The organism is Halothermothrix orenii H 168 (assembly GCF_000020485.1).
Taxonomy (GTDB): Bacteria; Bacillota; Halanaerobiia; order Halanaerobiales; family Halothermotrichaceae; genus Halothermothrix; species Halothermothrix orenii.
Genome location: NC_011899.1, coordinates 1,512,816 through 1,530,466, shown reverse-complemented (window position 1 = coordinate 1,530,466; position 17,651 = coordinate 1,512,816). Strand labels below are relative to the sequence as shown.

The following is a 17,651-nucleotide window of genomic DNA, read 5'->3' as shown; positions in this document are numbered from 1 at the left end:
AAAAAATATCTTAAGTATCTTAAGTTTTTATTAATTAAATTATCAGGGAGGTAATGAAATTGTTAAAAAAAGTTGCCAATACTGTCAGAGGATTATCAGCAGATGCAGTAGAAAAAGCAAACTCTGGTCATCCGGGTCTTCCCATCGGATGTGCTGATATAGGAGCTTTGCTCTATGGGAAGGTTATGAAATATGATCCGACTCAGCCGGAGTGGCCTGACCGGGATCGGTTTATCCTTTCAGCAGGCCATGGCTCCATGCTTGTATATTCATTACTCCATTTAGCCGGTTTTGAAGTTAGTCTCGATGACCTTAAATCATTCCGTCAGTTAGGTTCCAAAACCCCGGGACATCCCGAATATGGAGAAACCCCCGGTGTTGAAACCACAACCGGCCCTCTGGGTCAGGGCTTTGCCAATGCTGTAGGAATGGCTATTGCCGAAAGAATGCTGGCCCAGCGCTTTAACACCGAAGGACATACCATAGTTGATCACTATACATATACCCTCCTCGGAGATGGTTGTATGATGGAAGGAATTTCATCTGAAGCCGCTTCCCTGGCCGGACACCTTGGCCTGGGTAAACTGATTGCTATCTATGATGACAATGAAATCTCCATCGGGGGTAGTACCGATATAACCTTTACCGAATCAGTAGCTGATAGATTTAAGGCCTATAACTGGCATGTCATTGAAGGGGTAGACGGCCATGACCTTAAGGCTCTGGAAGAGGCCGTTAAAGAAGCTAAGGAGGTAAATGATAAACCCAGTTTAATAATTGCTAAAACTAAAATTGCTTTCGGGGCTCCTACCAAAGAAGGGAGCAGTTCGGCCCACGGGGCTCCACTGGGTGAAGAAGAGATAAGGGGATTAAAGAAAAATATTGGTTTCCCTGAAGATAAGGAATTCTATATCCCGGATGAGGTAAAAGAATTCTTTAAGGACCATACCGAAAAGCTCAAAAAAGAACGTGAAGAATGGGAAAAAGCCTTTACTGAATGGGCTGAAGAAAACCCTGACCTGAAAGAAGAATGGGATAAGGCCCATAATCTCGAGCTTCCCGGAGACTTAGAAGAAATAATCAATAATCTTGAGATAAAAACCCCCGTGGCTACCAGGAAGGCTTCAGGGGAGACTTTAAGAAAAATTGCCGATGAAATACCATACCTGGTCGGCGGTTCAGCAGACCTGGCCCCATCCAATAAGACCTATTTAGATAAATATGGAGAGATACAGAAAGACAGCTTTGATGGGCGTAACTTCCGCTTCGGTGTCAGGGAGCATGCTATGGGAGCCATAGTAAACGGGTTATCCCTCCACAAAGGGGTAAGGCCCTTCTGTGCTACCTTTTTAGTCTTCTCAGATTACATGAGGCCTGCTATCAGAATGGCTGCCTTAATGAAACAGCCTGTAATCTATGTCTTTACCCATGACTCTGTATATGTAGGAGAAGATGGTCCTACCCACCAGCCTATCGAACATGTTGAAGCCCTGAGAGTGATACCGAATCTCAAAGTTTTAAGGCCGGCTGATGCCGAAGAGACCAAAGCAGCCTGGCTTGAGGCTGTAAAGAGGACCGATGGACCTACAGCCCTGGTACTGACAAGACAGGGATTGCCCCATATTGAAAAAGAAGAGGGGATCGTAGGATTCAAACGTGGTGGTTATATTGTCCACAAGGAAAAAGGAGATAGAACCGATGCTGTCCTTATGGCCAGTGGTAGTGAGGTTTCCCTGGCTGTAGAGGTAGCTAAACTGCTTGAGGAAAAAGGTAAAGAGGTCAGGGTAGTATCTGTACCTGAGCGGCGGGAATTTGTAAACCAGGGTACAGAATATATAGAAGAAGTCCTCGGTAAGGATACTTTCAGGGTAGTCCTGGAGGCTGGAGTCGGAAATGGCTGGTACCGTCTATTAGGTCATAAATGCCATGTGGTAAGCCTTGAGGATTTCGGTATGAGTGGTCCCGGGGAGGAAGTGGCCCGTGAGCTTGGATTTGATGCTGAAAAGATTGCTTCTGATATCCTGGCCAGAATGTAATAACCAGATTTATCCTGTTATTATGTATTGAGAATAGATAAACTGAAGGCCGCCGGTATTTCCGGCGGTTTTATTATATGCAGAGAATTTTTAACTGGAGATAAGATTATGGTGTTATTTAAATCTTGTAATCAAAAATTTATGTTATATATTAATTAAAAGTTATGGAAAGATTTAATTAAATCAGGAATATATAAAAGAAATATATAAATGAATACAAAAAGGAATATAAAAAGGGTAAATATTTATCCAATATAAGGCAGGATTATTATTTTATTGGTCGAATATTGTTATAAGCAATCAATTTATTACTAACTTTTGAATTATTATGATGTAGTAAATAATGGCCAGCCATACTTTGAAAAAAAGTATCTATGGGAGGGGAAATCTGTGGATAAAAAGGGCGACATAATCTTTGCCCTGGACATAGGGACAAGAACAGTTATCGGACTGGTTTTAGAATATACAGGATTTTTTTATGAAATAATCGCTTCTTATGCCATTGAACATGAAAACAGGGCAATGCTCGATGGTCAGATACATAATGTTGAAGAAGTAGCCCGACAGGTGAGAAAGGTCAAGGATAAACTTGAGGAGGAGCTGGGGTTCAGTCTCAAAAAGGTAGCCATAGCAGCTGCCGGTAGGGCTCTCAAGACAGCAACCTATCGACAGAGTATGGAATTTAATACAAAAAAACTGGTTACCCGGGAAGATGTCCAGGCCCTTGAGTTTTCTGCTGTTCAAAAGGCCCAGGAGGAACTGGCGGCTTCAGATCCGACTGCTAATCCCCATGATTACCACTTTGTTGGTTATAATGTCATTGAATACACCATGGATGACCTTTTTATCGGGAGTCTGGTAGGTCAGAAGGCCAGGAAAATAGAAGTAGAACTGGTTTCAACCTTTTTACCCAGAGTTGTTATCGAGTCACTGTTAACAGTTGTCAATCAAGTTGGCCTGGAAGTTGATCATCTGACCCTGGAGCCTATTGCTGCTGCAAATGTTGTTATTCCTAAAGAAATGTTTAATTTCAACCTGGCTTTAGTAGATATCGGGGCCGGTACGTCTGATATTGCCCTGACCAAAGGTGGCAGGATGATAGGTTATGCTATGGTCCCTGTGGCGGGGGACGAAATAACTGAAGCCCTGGCAGAACATTATCTCCTGGATTATCATATTGGTGAAAAAATAAAACGTGAAATTAGTCAGGGAGAAGTGGAAATAAAAATCAGGAATTTTTTAAGCCAGGATGTTGTTATAACAAGAGAGGAAGCTTTAGATATATTAAAACCTCATATTGAAAGTCTAGCTGATCAGATATGTGAAGCGATTATGTCGATAAATAATAAACCACCACAGGCAGTAATCTGTATCGGTGGTGGCAGCCTTATCCCCTTGTTACAGGAGGAGCTGGCCAGTCGACTGGATTTACCACCAGAACGGGTTGGGATCCGGGAAAGCAGTGATATTAATAAAGTAACCGGGACGGTAAATGGTGTCAGCAGTCCCCAGGCAGTAACACCCATTGGTATCGGGGTGACTGCTCACCAGAACACCAACAAGGCTAATTTCCTCGAAGTACAGGTTAATAACAATATTGTCCAGTTGTTTACGTTGAATAAACCCTCAGTTACTGATGCCCTGCTGGCAGCAGAGGTAGATATAAAGAGGATAAATGGTAGACCGGGTAAAGGTTTAACCTGTACTGTTAATGGTGAACTGAAAGTTATAAAGGGTGAGATGGGTAAACCGGCCCATATTCTGGTAAATGGGGAAGAAGCTAATCTGGAGACTCCTATTTCTTCCGGTGATGAGATTATATTTGAACCCGGTCAGGACGGTAAAAATGCCTCAGGTCTTATAGGGGATATTGTCCCGGAATTAAAGCCTGTTGAAATAATTGTAAATGGCAATCAGGTAAAACTTAAACCCCATATTTATCAGAATGGCAGGTTGGTAGAGTATGATACCCCTATTATAGATGGTGGAAATATCGAATTCAAAAAATTACAGACAGTCAGGGATGCTGTATCTCAGATACTGGAGATACCACGTCAGGAACTTTTAAACCATGCTAAAACCGTTACCTTTAATGGAAAGGTTATTTATATACCGGAAGGGGATATACTAATCTTACATGAAGGAAAGCCGGTTGATCTGGATATTCCCCTGGAAGATAGAATGGAGTTAACCACTGTAAAACCCATTTTAGAACCAACAATACGGGAATTATGTAAACTTATGGGGATAAAAGACCGGATTAAAATCTCCTTCAATAGTTCTGAACTGGAGATTCCTGTTTCCAGATGGAATGTAAAATGTAATGGTAGAAAGGTAGACTTTGATTATACTATAAAAGACGGAGATGCCATCACATGTCAACCGGCTTCTTTAAACCTGAAACATGCCCTGGAGCATATTAATTATAAAGTGACTCCCAATTTTGAAGAAAACTTTATAGTTAAAGTAAATGGGGAAAGGGCCAATCTGTATACCCAGATCAAGAATGGAGACAGTATTGAAATAGCTTTAAATGATTCTGACAGGAAACAGAAAAGTAATGAAACTGGACCAGGGGGTTTGTATTAAAGGTGTTTACAAAAGATTATAAACTGATTTTCCCTGTCTTACAGATACTCCCTGTCTTAAGGGATATCCATGACAGATATCAGCAGGAATTATATCTCGTCGGGGGTGCTGTCAGGGATATCCTGCTTCAGAGAAATCTAAAGGACTTTGATTTTGTCTTAAAAGAACGGGTTAGAGAAGTAGCATTGGATTTCAGCTCTAAAACAGGGGGTTCTTTTGTACCTCTGGATAGAGAAAGGGATATTTACCGGGTGGTTGCTGATGGGTATATTTATGATTTTGCTAAAATGGTGGGGTCTACCCTGAAAGAAGATCTATCCAGACGTGATTTTACCATTAATTCTATGGCGGTAAATGTAATGGATATTCCCGGTAATTTCGGTAATAAAGAGCCATATCTAATTACCGAATATATAAATGATTACATAATAGACCCCTTTGGTGGCTGGACTGATCTGGAGAAGGGTATTATTAGGGTTACTGATGACAAAGTTTTTATCAAGGACCCACTTCGTCTCTTAAGGGCTTTCAGGTTTAAATCAGAATTAGGATTTTTAATTGAAAAAGATACTGAGAACCTGATTCACAGGGCCTCTCCCCTTATCAGGAAAATTGCCAGGGAACGGATTGGTTATGAATTTAGCAGGATATTATCAAACCCCGGGGTGGCAAGAGTAGTTAAATATGCAGAAGATAATTTTAATCTCTTTTCTTATGTTATTCCTGTTATTAAAAGAATGAAAGAAAAAACACTTGAAGAGGGGTCAGGTAAGGGGTGGAATCTGGATGCCTGGAATCTGGGAATCAGGACACTTGAATGCCTTGAAGATTACATTAGTAAGGGTTTTTATAGAGATAGAATTAAAGATGACAGGCTGGCCTGCCTTAAATTAGCCGCCTTCTTTTTCTATATTGGTAACATTAAGGGTAGTCGAATGAAAAGCAGGGCTAAATACACCCCTGATAGGCAGGGGGGCAGGATGGTTGAAAAAATATTACTGGATTTAAGGATGGGCAAAAAGTGCCGGAGGTATGTGAAACAGCTTATCTGTTATCATGACTATCCGTATTATTTATTTCAAAAGAAGAAATTACAACCCCTGGATAAAACCCGTTTCTGGCTGGAATTAAGCGGAGACGGGTTTGATGTTTGTCTCCTGTCTCTGGCCAGTTTTACTGGCAGCAATTCAGAGCCGGTTAGAATAAAAGCCTACAGGGAGTTTATTAATGGTTTGCTATTATATGGAGACCGGGTCAAAAAGCTAACAACTACCCCTTTGCTAAATGGGGAGGAAATAAGGAGTTGTTTTAACCTTGAGGAAGGGCCTGTCATTGGATATTTATTAAAAAAGCTTAAAGAAGCCCAGGCAAACGGTAAAGTTATGACCAGAAAAGAGGCTATAAATTATCTGGAGAAATATATAAAAGAGGAATTATAGGTTTGTGATATTATGTTTTTGTTAATATATTATTGACAATATAGTGTTAAGTAAAGTTAGGTATATTAGGATTAAAGATAATAATAATTTATGAGGGCAATGAAAACACCTAATATTGTACCAGCCAGGACTTCAAAGGGAGTATGGCCTATTAACTCCCTGAGGTCTTTTTTAATTATTTTTTTTTCTTTGCCGAGTTTACCCAGTTCCAGGTGTTTTATTAAATGGTTGAGAACATTGGCCTGTTCGCCAACGGCCCGTCTGACACCACCGGCATCGTATATTATTATTAATGAAAAAACAGTAACAATTGCAAAGAGGTCGGAATCAAACCCGTAATTCAACCCTACTGTAGTGGAGAGAGTAGATACAAAGGAAGCATGGGAGCTTGGCATTCCTCCTGAACCTATAATCCGGCTAAAGTCAGGTGGCAGAGTTGTAAAGATTTTTAAGACCTGGGCTATAAATAGTGAAAGCAAGGAAATTTCAAGCAAACTCATAATAACACCTCTAAAGAATCACTTTTTAAACAAATTTAATTGTATAAAAAAAATTTTCCTATTGCAAGGTGTTTTGTATATAAAAGGTGTTAATTACGGGTGCAGTTAACCCTGTGAACTGGATTCAAAATGTATACAGACAGGATGGGAGTTGCGGAAAGGAAGATGAACCATGGACCCCTATAAGTATATTAATAGTTTATCTAGATTCGGGACAGATGCTGGATTTAAGCCAGGGCTTGACAGGATAAATGCCTTACTGGGAAGCTTTAACCACCCGGAAGACCGGTTAAAGGTTATTCACGTAGCCGGAACCAATGGTAAGGGTTCAACGATAGCTTTTTTAAAAAGTATATATACTGAAGCCGGGTACCGGGTCGGAGTCTATACTTCACCACATTTGATTCACTTTAATGAAAGAATAGAAGTCGGGAACAGGGCTATTAGTACAGCTGAGCTAACAGACCTTGTTTCTGAACTGGTTCCCCGGGTTGAAGATTTGAAGAAAGACCCGGAGGTTGGCGGTCCGACCTATTTTGAGTTTGTGACAGCCCTGGCTTTATTATATTTTGCCCGAAAAGATGTAGACCTGGTTCTGCTTGAAGTTGGGCTGGGAGGCAGACTGGATGCCACCAATGTTATTAAAGAGCCCCTGGTAAGTGTAATTACAAGTATATCCCTTGATCACACCTCCATTCTGGGAAATGATGTAAAAAGTATTGCCCGGGAAAAGTCAGGTATTATTAAAAGGGACTGTCCTGTAGTTACCGGGGTCAGGAATAAGGAGGCCTTAAGAGTAATTGAAGAGACTGCTAAATTAAAAAATTCCCCCCTGAAAATTATTGATAAAGAGTATTCATACAACATAATTGAGAGTTCTCTGGAGGGCCAGTCATTTACCGTATTCCGTCTTAATAATGGGGATTACAGCCTGGAGAAAGAAGCAGAATCTATAAACGGGACTGAGAAGATTGAGTATTTTATTAAACTTCCCGGTGTTTATCAGGTCCGAAATGCCCTGCTGGCGATGGCAGTGGTTGATTACTTACAGGAACAGTATCCTGTAAATCTAGTACAAATTAAAAAGGGTCTAGCCTCAGCTTTTATTCCGGGGCGGATGGAGGTTTTAGCCCGGTCTCCGCTGATTATAGCCGATGGTGCCCATAATGTTGAAGGGGTAAAAAAACTGGTAAATAGTTTGGGACCATTAATTAATGAAGATAGACAATTTTATATAATAGTCGGCATCCTGGGGGATAAGGATGTTGAAGGAATGATAGAGATGCTTGATTTTGGAAAGGCTAAAAAAGAGCTGATAATTACCAGAAATACTAACAGCCGGTCCTGTTCCCCTGAAGTTATCGGTCAATATGCTCAAAGACGGGGAATAAAGTACAGGGTATATCCTGATTTAAAGACCTCCCTCACGGGGGTGTTAAATGATGCCAGGCCTGAAGATGTAATATGTGTCACCGGTTCTCTATATACAGTTTCAGAAGCTAAAATATTAGTTCAAAGTGGTATAAAACATAACAGTCAATCATAATAGTATAAAGAAAAGGAGTGTGGTGAAAAAATGAGCAGGCAGAATACTTTTTCACTTACCATTATGGTAATTGTTATGGCCCTGCTGGCAATATTTGTTGGTTATCTACTGGGGAACTGGTTAATCCAGATGGTAACCGGTGACCCCGGCCAAAATACTCAACAGGTTGTTGAAGACAAAATTATTGAAGAAGAGATTGTGGATGATCAGGGAAATACTCAAAAAACTCCCTCACCAGAGACATCAGGGGATATGACAGGGGAAGAAAATTTAAATGGGAAAAGTGTTGACCCTGACCAGGATGTCATCGAATATAAGTATATAAAACAGCAGCTACAGGGAGAAGAAGTCTACGCAGTCCAGGTTGGGGCCTTTAATAACTATAATAATGCCCTGAGGTTAAAACAGGAACTTGAAGAAAAAGGGCTCCAGGCGGTTATTACTGAAGGGGTCCCCTATAAAGTTCAACTGGGGGCAACGACCGACAGGCAGGAAGCTGAACAGACAGAAAAAGTCGTTGAATCTCTTGGATATGATGCCTTTATTACCCACTAATTTGTGGGGTTTTTTTTTGGGTTGTTTTTGTCCAGGATTTAATATATAATATTTTTAGCATATGCCTGTTTTATTTTTTATTTAATATATATTCTTTTGTTAGTCGTAATACTGTATTATAATTACTAAAGGGGTGAAAAAAAGTGGGTGCACTAACATTCAGGCAGGGAGTCCATCCTGAGTATAACAAAGAGCTTACCAGAGATAAGCCATTAAAAAAAGCAGCACGACCCGGTAAGGTGGTAATACCCCTTCAACAGCATATTGGGGCCCCCTGTGATCCTTTGGTAAAAAAAGGTGATCAGGTCAAACTGGGTCAAAAAATCGGGGATACTGATGCTTTTGTATCAGCTCCTGTTCATGCCTCGGTTTCTGGTACTGTTAAAGATATAACTGATGTTTTAACCCCAAGTGGTAAAAAGTCCAGGGCCGTTGTAATTGAAGCTGATGAAGAGGATGTTCTTGATGAGAGTATCAAACCCCGGGGTGAATTAAGTGATTTAACCCCTGAAGACATTAAAAACATTATAAGAGAGGCGGGGATTGTTGGTTTAGGTGGGGCTACTTTTCCTACCCATGTTAAGCTTAATGTCCCCGAAGGCAAAGAAATTGATCATGTTATTCTTAATGGTGCTGAGTGTGAACCTTATCTAACAGTTGACCACCGGATTATGGTGGAAAGGTCTGAAGATGTTGTCTTTGGCCTCAGGGCTTTGATGAAGGCCGCCGGGGTAGAGAATGGACTTATTGGAATTGAAGATAATAAACCTGACGCCATCCAGGCTATGAAAAAGGTGGTAGAAAATGAACCGGGGATTGAAGTTAAGGTTCTGGAGACTAAATATCCCCAGGGTGGCGAAAAGATGTTAATTAAAGCCCTCCTGGATAGGGAAGTGCCAGTGGGAGGTTTGCCGCTTGATGTAGGTGTGATTGTAAATAATGTATCTACAGCTGTGGCGGTAACTGATGCTATTAAGAAGGGAATGCCCCTCATTGAACGCCCGGTAACTATTACCGGTAGAGGGGTTAAGAACCCCCTGAATTTAGTATTCAGGGTAGGGACTCCAATCGAGGATTTGATTGAACAGGCCGGAGGAATGGTTTCTCCTGGAGGTAAGGTGATTGTAGGTGGACCCATGATGGGTATTTCACAACCTCATACCGGAATTCCTTCCAATAAAGGGACTTCAGGTCTTTTGATTTTACCTCCAGAAGAGATTGAGGATTTTAATCCCAGACCATGTATTAAATGTGCCCGGTGTGTCGATTCCTGTCCTATGATGTTGATGCCGATTCAACTTTCCAATTTTGCCAAACATGAAATGTATGACGAGCTTGAAAAGTATAATGTTCTCAATTGTATTGAATGTGGTACCTGTTCTTATGTTTGCCCGGCCCGTCGCCCTCTGGTTGAGTATATAAGGCTGGGAAAGGCAGAAATAATAGCCAGACGGAAAAAGGCTCAGTAAGGAGGATAGTTATGAATAGGGAACAACTGGTAGTAACCTCATCACCTCATATCAGGGATGTTACTACTGTAAATCAGATAATGTGGTCTGTTGTTTTCTCACTGGTTCCGGCAATTGTAGCCGCAGTGTGGTTCTTTAAAATAAATGCTCTGCTAGTTATTTCAGTAACAGTTGTTTTTGCTTTATTAACCGAGGTTATATTTCAAATTGCCCGGGGGAAGGAAGTAACTATTAATGATGGGAGTGCTGTGATTACAGGTATTTTACTTGCTTTAACCCTCCCGCCTACTATTCCGTTATGGATTGCAGCCCTCGGGAGTGTTGTGGCTGTTGGCCTCGGGAAACAGGTTTTTGGTGGTCTGGGGTATAACCCCTTTAACCCGGCTCTCGTTGGTAGGGCCTTTTTAATAGCTGCTTATCCGGTTCCCATGACCACCTGGATACTGGATGGTCAAACCACAGCTACCCCCTTAAATTTAATGAAGTCTGATGGAATTTTGACAGATTACTGGGATTTATTTATAGGTCATATTGGAGGCTGTTTAGGAGAAACTTCAGCCCTGGCTCTGTTACTGGGAGCGGTTTATTTAATCTATAAGGGTTATATAGACTGGAGGATTCCTGCCGGGATGTTGGGGTCTGTCTTTGTGCTAACAATGTTATCTGGTCAGGATCCTGTTTTCCATCTCTTTGCCGGAGGCCTTGTACTCGGTGCTTTTTATATGGCAACCGATATGGTAACAACACCGGTTACTAAAATGGGTCGCTGGATTTTTGGAGTTGGTGCTGGTCTTATTGTTGTTGTTATCAGGTTATGGGGTGGTTATCCTGAAGGTGTCCTCTTTTCAATTCTTTTAATGAATATGACGGTACCGATTTTAAACCGTTATACCCGTCCCCGTAGCCTGGGGGAGGTGAAGGCAGGTGCAAAATAATAATCTCATGAGGTTAGTTCTTACCTTAACAATTATCGGCCTTTTTTCTGCTTTTGCCCTTGCTTATGTATATGAATGGACTACTCCAATGATAAATAAACATGACGAAATGGCCAAAAAAGAGGCTATTTACTCTGTTTTACCTGATGTTGATGACGTGAAACAGGTCAAAAAAGGTGACCTTACCTTTTATGAAGGTTATAGTAATGGGAGTATGGTTGGTATAGCTCTGGAAACAAGTGGTGGCGGTTTCCAGGGTATCATAACCCTGATGCTCGGAGCTGATCCGGTAAGTGGAAAAATATATGGTATCAAGGTCCTGAATCACCAGGAAACCCCTGGATTGGGAGCCAATATTACTGGAGAAGACTTTGAGAAAAACTTCAGGGATAAACCCTTCGGAGAATACAGTGTTGTAAAAAGACCGGTATCAAACCCTTATGAAGTTGAAGCTATTTCGGGGGCTACGATATCCTCCCAGAAGGTAACAAATATTGTAGAAAAGGCTGTAAAAGATATTAAGCGGTATTATGGGGGTGGGTCTGAATAATGTTAAAGGAATTTATCAAAGGTTTATGGAATGAAAATCCGATTTTCAGGCTTGTTATTGGAATGTGTCCTACCCTGGCGGTTACCAATACAGCTGAAAATGGTCTGGCCATGGGACTGGCAACAACTTTTGTTTTACTGTCATCAGAAATTGTTATTTCCCTGATAAAAAAGTTAATACCCAATGATGTTAGAATTCCAAGTTATATTTTGATTATAGCTACCTTTGTTACTTTTGTGGATTACTTTCTTAAGGCTTTCTTTCCTACCATTGCGGCCTCATTAAGCTTATTTGTGCCATTAATTGTGGTTAACTGCTTAATTCTGGGGAGGCAGGAGGCATTTGCTTCTAAAAACCCTCTTCACCTGTCTATTGCTGATGCTCTGGGAATGGGAGCCGGTTTTACCTGGGCCCTGTTTGTTTTAAGTGTAGTCCGTGAGGCTCTGGGTATGGGGACTATCTTCGGTAATCCTATTTTTGGGGCCGGCTATGAACCCATGATAATAATGGTTTTACCGGGTGGTGCTTTTATCAGTCTGGGAATATTAGTTGGAATCATGAATTATATAAGTAGACTCGGTAATAAAGGGGAGAGATAAGCAATGTCTGAAGAATTTACCCGGATACTTTTAATATTTATTAGTACTGTCCTCGTTAACAATTTTATACTGGTCCGGTTTTTGGGTATCTGTCCTTTTTTAGGTGTTTCCCGTCATGTGGAGACTGCCTTCAGTATGGGACTGGCAACTACTTTTGTAATGACTATGACCGGGGCTGCAACCTGGTTAATTAATACCTATATCCTTGAAATGTTCAATTTGCCTTTTTTACAGTATGTCTCCTTTATTATTGTTATAGCTTCTCTAGTACAGTTTGTTGAGATGTTTATAAAAAAGACCAGCCCGGTTTTATACAAAGCACTGGGGATTTATCTACCCTTGATTACCACTAACTGTGCTATCCTCGGTCTGGCTTTATTAATTCCACTAAATGGCTACAATTTTATTGAAAGTATTGTCTTCGGATTGAGTGCCGGTGTTGGCTTTACCCTGGCAATTGTTCTGATGGCGGGTCTCAGGGAAACACTGGAGTTTGCTGATGTACCGGAAGCTTTAAAAGGGGTTCCCATAACCCTGATTATTGCCGGGATTATGGCTATGGCTTTTATGGGTTTTTCCGGTATGATTTCCATTTAAGTTTACGGAGGTGAAAGGATGGAACCAGTATATGTATATTCTCTCCTCAGCATGGGAGGCCTCGGGGCCTTACTGGCAGCTGGTCTGGGTATAGCTTCAAGAACTTTCCATGTTGAGAGGGATAAAAGAATAGATGAAGTTGAAGAAGCCTTACCAGGGGCCAATTGTGGGGCCTGTGGTTATGCTGGATGCAGTAGTTTTGCGGAAGCGGTAGTTAAAGGAGAAGCCCCTGTTAACGGTTGTCCGGTCGGAGGGGCTGAGGTGGCTGATAAGATTGCTGATATAATGGGACTTGAAGCAGAAGCTGGTGAGAAAAAGGTTGCCCAGGTTTTATGTAATGGTGGCTGGAAGGAAACCCGTCAGCCTGCTGAATATATGGGTATCGAAAGCTGTAAGGCTGCCAATATGGTTAATGGGGGAACAAAGGCCTGTCAGTATGGCTGCCTTGGCCTGGGTGACTGTGTTGCTGTCTGCCCTTTTGATGCTATTGAAATGAATGAAAATGGTCTTCCGGAAGTAAATTATGATAAATGCACTGGCTGTGGCAAATGTGTAGAGGCCTGTCCCCGTGGTATTATTACCCTGGCCCCCCTTTCAGGGAAAAATCATATCAGGTGTTCTTCCCATGACCATGGGAAAGTAGTAAAAGGTGTCTGTGAAGTGGGTTGTATAGGCTGTGGGATCTGTGCCCGGGTTTGTCCGGTCGATGCCATCACCATTGAAGATAACCTTGCCGTTATCGATTATGATAAGTGTATTAACTGTGGCCTCTGTGCTGAGAAGTGTCCAACCGGTGCCATTGAGTTTGAGGGCCGGAGGATTGAGGAAATTCATATTACTGATAAATGTGTTGGTTGTACCAGGTGTGCCAGAGCCTGTCCGGTTGATGCTATTGAAGGGTCTTTAAAGGAAAAACATGAAATTAACCCTGAAACCTGTGTTAAGTGCGGTATATGTTATGATACCTGTAAGGTAAAAGGAGCCATTGAGGTTACCTATCAGGTGGAAGAGTAATTTATAAAATGAGGAAGAGTAATTTATAAAATAAGAATAATTTATAAAAAATTAGTTAACTTAAAATGTTAAAAAAACAGGGGTACTGTGGTGCCCCTGTTTTATTTATTTTGGTCAGTAGACAAGCCCTGTAAAAGATGTTACAATAAACTATGAAGATTTAAGCAACTCCCTGATATTCAATGGTTCAAACGGGAATAATGATTAAGGTAATTTCAGCCTCTTTCAAAATTAAAATATGTTTACAAACCATGTGTGAAGATTTTTTTGTATAACAGGGAAAGGGATAAATAATGAAGAGACTGTTAGAATATATGACAATTTATGATAAAATACTGATTGTATCTGTAACTGTTATTAGCATTTTTTTTATTATATTCCCCCTGACAGGGTTTTTAAGTGGGGGTAATGACGGAGGAAACCAGGTTATTGTAATAATGCGTGAGGGAAAGCTTATTCATAAGATACCTGTAGAGGATACTTATGGTGATAAACCGCTTTTAATCAAGGTAAAAGGTCCTATCGGAACCCACATTATTGAAGCCCATAATGGGAATGTTAGGGTTAAAGAGGCTCCAGAAAGGGATCCGGAGAAAATATGTGAAAAAACAGGCTGGATAAAAGGGCCTGGGCCTGTTATTGTATGTGTTCCCAACAAAATATCGATATGGATTGAGTCAAAGGAGACAGAAATTGATGGGGTTTCCTGGTAAGTATTTTCTAAGGGTAATTATTCTTTTCATTTTATTAATAATTGCTGTAATTATGGTTAAACTTTTTGCCCGACCAGAAATAATTTCCCGGACAGATTATTTCATGGATACAACAGTTACTATTAAAGTAGTAAAACAACCCGGAGCCGGGGATATTATAGAAGAAGCTCTCTCATATATGAAGGAGAAAGCCGACAGGTTTGACAGGTTTAACCCTGAAAGTGATATTTCTGTAATAAATCGAAATAGTGGTCAGGCTGTTAAAGTAAATGAAGATACCGTTGAATTATTGAGATATTCTTTAAAATATGCCCGGATGAGCCAGGGGGCTTTTGACCCTACTGTTGCCCCCCTGATGGACCTCTGGGGTTTCAGTAAAAACAGGAAAAACCGGGTACCTTCACCTGGAGAGATTAAAGGGGTATTATCCAGAGTGGGGTATGACAGGATAGAGATTTACCGTAGTAACCAGGTTTATTTACCTCCAGGAATGGCCATAGATCTGGGTGGTCTGGCCAAAGGATATGTAGTCGATGAAGGAATTAAATTTTTAAGAGATAATGGAATAAAAGCCGGAATGATAAATGCCGGGGGAAATATTAGAGTAACCGGGGTGAAATCCCCGGGTATTCCCTGGAAGTTCGGGATAAGAGACCCTGAAGATAGGGGGCAAATACTAAAAGGGTATATAATAAACCTGAAAAGGGGTAGTCTGGCTACTTCCGGTGATTATGAGAGATTTTTTGTGGCTAACGGGCATCGTTATTCCCATCTTCTTGACCCCCGGACCGGTTACCCCGGTTCAGATCTTCAGTCTGTGACCATATATGCACCAACGGCCTTAGAAGCAGATATTTTGTCAACTGCTGTTTTTATAATGGGCTGGGAAAGGGGACGGGAATTAATTGAAAAAATCCCCGATGTTGAAGGGCTTATGATTAAAAACGACCAGATCTGGTTGAGTAAAGGATTCAGGGAGTTAATTAACAGGTAAATTTTACCCTTTCTGGATATTAAGAAGGAAATATAGTACCCTGTATTGAATTATAAATCAGGGTCTTTAGTAATTGATTTTTTTGTCTACAAATAGTACTTATTATAAATTTTTTATTATTGAATTCATTTAAATAAATGTGTCTGGTATTTGTTATAATAAATATATGGTAAAATAGAGCATTTGTAGTAATAGTTATAAATCAGGAGATTTAAATCAGGAGAAGGGATTATTGTGAAAACACATAGAGTGGTTACCACTGGATTACTGGTATCGATGGGATTAATCTTACATTTTGTAGAGAGTATGATACCCATGAGTTCTATAGTCCCCGGAGCTAAACTGGGTCTGGCCAATATAGTCAGTCTGGTTGGTCTGGTCCTTTTTGGCTTTCAGGGAGGCTTTCAAATATTGTTGCTCAGGATTTTAATTGGCTCATTAATGGCCGGTACTTTTATGACAGTCAGTTTTTACCTGAGTTTATCCGGGGGTATATTTAGTTTTCTGGCTATGTTTCTGGCCTATACCCACCTTAAAAATAAATTTAGTTTAATTGGAATAAGTGTTATTGGGGCTATTTTTCATAACCTGGGTCAGGTTATTACCGCTTATTTTGTTATCTCAAACCCCGGTATTTTTTACTATCTACCCTATTTAGTGTTGATGGCTATTCCCACCGGAATAGGGGTAGGATTAGCTTCATACTTTACGGTTAATTATCTTCCCGAAACTTTTTTAAGGGGGAGTAACTATGGCTCTTAAACTGGTACTGGCATCTTCTTCACCGCGAAGGGAAAAATTACTTAAATTGATGGGATTGAAATTTACTATCGTTCCGAGTAAAATAGATGAGAGTGTATATACAAATTTGCCCCCCAGGGATATGGTTCAGGAACTGGCCAGGGCCAAAGCAAGTGAAGTTGGAGAACTGGTCGAGGAATCATGTGTAATAGCTGCTGATACTGTTGTGGTTAAGGGGAATAAAATACTCGGTAAACCCTCCAGCCATGAAGAAGCTATAGACATGCTTTCCGGCCTTCAGGGGGAGAAACATACTGTATTAACAGGACTTGCAGTTTTGTCAACAGAAAATGGCAAAATACTGGTAGATTATGATAAAACTGATGTTTATATGAGGGAAATGGACAAACAGGAGATTATCTCCTATGTTAATACCGGTGAACCCATGGATAAAGCGGGTTCCTATGCTATTCAGGGTCTCGGTGGAATTTTTGTGGAACGCATTAAGGGTTCTTATTTTACGGTAATGGGTCTTCCCATCCATAAGTTATCCTTGATGCTAAAAGAGTTTTCCATTGATGTGATTTAGGTCCGGGTTAAACCCGGCCTTCATCAAATTATATATGTTGGTGCTGGTGGAGAGGAGTAAGGAGTGGAGAATGGAGTATCGATATACCATTAAAGAATTACCTGAAGAGGAAAGGCCCCGGGAAAAACTAATAAAACATGGTGCCCGGGCCCTGTCTAACGCTGAGTTACTGGCCCTGATTATCAGGACCGGTAATAAAAAAAGAACTGCAGTGGAATTATCACAGGACATTTTAAATTTTTTTGGGGGGCTTGAGGCTTTAAACGATATTAGTGTTGAAGAAATTACCCGGATAAATGGGGTTGGTCTGGCTAAAGGGGCCCAGATACAGGCTACTGTAGAGTTGAGCAAGCGATTATTTAAGGCAGGGAAGGATAATAGACCGGTGGTTAAATCTCCAGGTGATGTAGCCGAGCTGGTAATGCCCGATATGAGGTATTTAAAGCAGGAAGTATTTAAGATTATTCTTTTTGATATTAAAAACCAGTTAATTGCTATATCAGAGATTTCCCGTGGTGGACTATCAAGTTCTATTGTTCATCCCCGGGAGGTTTTTAAAGAAGCTATTCGCCGCAGTAGTGCTGCTGTTATTTTAGTTCACAATCACCCCAGTGGAGACCCCAGTCCAAGTGATGAAGATATTAATGTAACCAGGAGATTAGTGGATTCCGGAAAAATACTGGGGGTAGATGTGCTGGATCATATAATTATCGGTGATGGAGTTTACTTAAGCATGAAAAAAGAAAACTTAATTTAACCATACAAAACAAATACTAAATATGGAA

General features: G+C 40.7%; 17 protein-coding genes. 16 read left to right on the top strand and 1 reads right to left on the bottom strand.

The window, feature by feature from the left end:
- Positions 1 to 53: 53 nt before the first annotated feature.
- The 3 genes from tkt (at position 54) to HORE_RS07495 (ending at position 6,064) form a co-directional block, all read left to right on the top strand.
- Positions 54 to 2,036: a transketolase gene (gene tkt, locus HORE_RS07505; protein WP_012636373.1), complete on the top strand. Its 1,983-nt coding sequence runs from the start codon at positions 54 to 56 to the stop codon at positions 2,034 to 2,036.
- Between the two features lie 390 nt (positions 2,037 to 2,426).
- Positions 2,427 to 4,625: a cell division protein FtsA gene (locus HORE_RS07500; RefSeq protein ID WP_012636372.1), complete on the top strand. Its 2,199-nt coding sequence runs from the start codon at positions 2,427 to 2,429 to the stop codon at positions 4,623 to 4,625.
- Between the two features lie 2 nt (positions 4,626 to 4,627).
- Positions 4,628 to 6,064 (top strand): tRNA nucleotidyltransferase/poly(A) polymerase-related protein, encoded by a 1,437-nt coding sequence (locus HORE_RS07495; protein WP_012636371.1) that lies wholly within the window; start codon positions 4,628 to 4,630, stop codon positions 6,062 to 6,064.
- Between the two features lie 71 nt (positions 6,065 to 6,135).
- On the opposite strand, the gene HORE_RS07490 is transcribed toward HORE_RS07495, so the two are convergent.
- Positions 6,136 to 6,564 carry a divergent PAP2 family protein gene (locus HORE_RS07490; RefSeq protein ID WP_012636370.1) on the bottom strand — a complete coding sequence of 143 codons (429 nt, stop codon included), beginning with the start codon at positions 6,562 to 6,564 and terminating at the stop codon, positions 6,136 to 6,138.
- Between the two features lie 172 nt (positions 6,565 to 6,736).
- Between HORE_RS07490 and HORE_RS07485 the strand changes: the two genes are divergently transcribed.
- The 13 genes from HORE_RS07485 (at position 6,737) to radC (ending at position 17,623) form a co-directional block, all read left to right on the top strand.
- The gene (locus HORE_RS07485; RefSeq protein WP_012636369.1) at positions 6,737 to 8,110 is read left to right on the top strand and encodes a bifunctional folylpolyglutamate synthase/dihydrofolate synthase; all 1,374 of its coding nucleotides are present in this window, start codon (positions 6,737 to 6,739) and stop codon (positions 8,108 to 8,110) included.
- Between the two features lie 30 nt (positions 8,111 to 8,140).
- A complete protein-coding gene (locus HORE_RS07480; RefSeq protein ID WP_012636368.1) occupies positions 8,141 to 8,665 on the top strand; it encodes an SPOR domain-containing protein in 525 nt (174 codons plus the stop codon).
- 143 nt (positions 8,666 to 8,808) lie between these two features.
- Positions 8,809 to 10,134 carry an electron transport complex subunit RsxC gene (rsxC, locus tag HORE_RS07475; RefSeq protein ID WP_012636367.1) on the top strand — a complete coding sequence of 442 codons (1,326 nt, stop codon included), beginning with the start codon at positions 8,809 to 8,811 and terminating at the stop codon, positions 10,132 to 10,134.
- An 11-nt stretch (positions 10,135 to 10,145) separates the two neighbouring features.
- A complete protein-coding gene (locus HORE_RS07470; RefSeq protein ID WP_012636366.1) occupies positions 10,146 to 11,069 on the top strand; it encodes an RnfABCDGE type electron transport complex subunit D in 924 nt (307 codons plus the stop codon).
- Entirely contained in the window at positions 11,059 to 11,619 is a 561-nt protein-coding gene (locus HORE_RS07465; protein WP_012636365.1) for an RnfABCDGE type electron transport complex subunit G, read from the top strand. Before HORE_RS07470 ends, HORE_RS07465 begins: the two co-directional genes overlap by 11 nt.
- Positions 11,619 to 12,218 carry an electron transport complex subunit RsxE gene (gene rsxE / locus HORE_RS07460; RefSeq protein WP_012636364.1) on the top strand — a complete coding sequence of 200 codons (600 nt, stop codon included), beginning with the start codon at positions 11,619 to 11,621 and terminating at the stop codon, positions 12,216 to 12,218. The genes HORE_RS07465 and rsxE overlap by 1 nt, the downstream gene beginning before the upstream one ends.
- A gap of 3 nt (positions 12,219 to 12,221) precedes the next feature.
- Positions 12,222 to 12,815: an electron transport complex subunit RsxA gene (gene rsxA, locus HORE_RS07455; protein WP_012636363.1), complete on the top strand. Its 594-nt coding sequence runs from the start codon at positions 12,222 to 12,224 to the stop codon at positions 12,813 to 12,815.
- Positions 12,816 to 12,833: 18 nt separating this feature from the next.
- Positions 12,834 to 13,829: an RnfABCDGE type electron transport complex subunit B gene (gene rnfB, locus HORE_RS07450; RefSeq protein WP_012636362.1), complete on the top strand. Its 996-nt coding sequence runs from the start codon at positions 12,834 to 12,836 to the stop codon at positions 13,827 to 13,829.
- Positions 13,830 to 14,122: 293 nt separating this feature from the next.
- Positions 14,123 to 14,542 carry a NusG domain II-containing protein gene (locus HORE_RS07445; RefSeq protein ID WP_012636361.1) on the top strand — a complete coding sequence of 140 codons (420 nt, stop codon included), beginning with the start codon at positions 14,123 to 14,125 and terminating at the stop codon, positions 14,540 to 14,542.
- Entirely contained in the window at positions 14,526 to 15,536 is a 1,011-nt protein-coding gene (locus HORE_RS07440; RefSeq protein WP_012636360.1) for an FAD:protein FMN transferase, read from the top strand. Before HORE_RS07445 ends, HORE_RS07440 begins: the two co-directional genes overlap by 17 nt.
- 234 nt (positions 15,537 to 15,770) lie before the next feature.
- Positions 15,771 to 16,298, top strand: coding sequence for a Gx transporter family protein (locus HORE_RS07435; RefSeq protein WP_012636359.1), 528 nt, complete (start codon positions 15,771 to 15,773; stop codon positions 16,296 to 16,298).
- Positions 16,288 to 16,866 carry a Maf family protein gene (locus tag HORE_RS07430; protein WP_012636358.1) on the top strand — a complete coding sequence of 193 codons (579 nt, stop codon included), beginning with the start codon at positions 16,288 to 16,290 and terminating at the stop codon, positions 16,864 to 16,866. Before HORE_RS07435 ends, HORE_RS07430 begins: the two co-directional genes overlap by 11 nt.
- 70 nt (positions 16,867 to 16,936) lie before the next feature.
- Positions 16,937 to 17,623, top strand: coding sequence for a RadC family protein (gene radC / locus HORE_RS07425; protein WP_012636357.1), 687 nt, complete (start codon positions 16,937 to 16,939; stop codon positions 17,621 to 17,623).
- The last annotated feature ends 28 nt before the right edge of the window (positions 17,624 to 17,651 follow it).